Consider the following 228-nt stretch of genomic DNA (forward strand, 5'->3'; position numbering starts at 1 on the left):
GTATTTGCATCGCGCCCGGACAGGATCAGCCCACCACGAGGGCCACCCAATTGCTTGTGCGTGCAGGTAATGGTGACATGGGCTGCGTTGATCGGGTTGGGATGGCGTCCGGTCACGACCAGCCCGGCAATGTAGGAAATGTCAGCGAGCAGGATGGCGCCGGCCTCATCTGCAATCTCGCGAAACCGCTCGAAATCCACCACCCGCGAGTAAGCCTGCGCCCCACAG

Annotated in this window: 1 pseudogene; it reads right to left on the reverse strand. The window is 61.8% G+C overall.

Annotation, left to right across the window (positions count from 1 at the left end):
* Positions 1-228: pseudogene (glyA, locus tag SB756_RS36490) on the reverse strand (serine hydroxymethyltransferase); the annotation flags it as partial.

The organism is Pseudomonas sp. SIMBA_068 (assembly GCF_046534705.1).
GTDB classification, from domain to species: domain Bacteria; phylum Pseudomonadota; class Gammaproteobacteria; order Pseudomonadales; family Pseudomonadaceae; genus Aquipseudomonas; species Aquipseudomonas putida.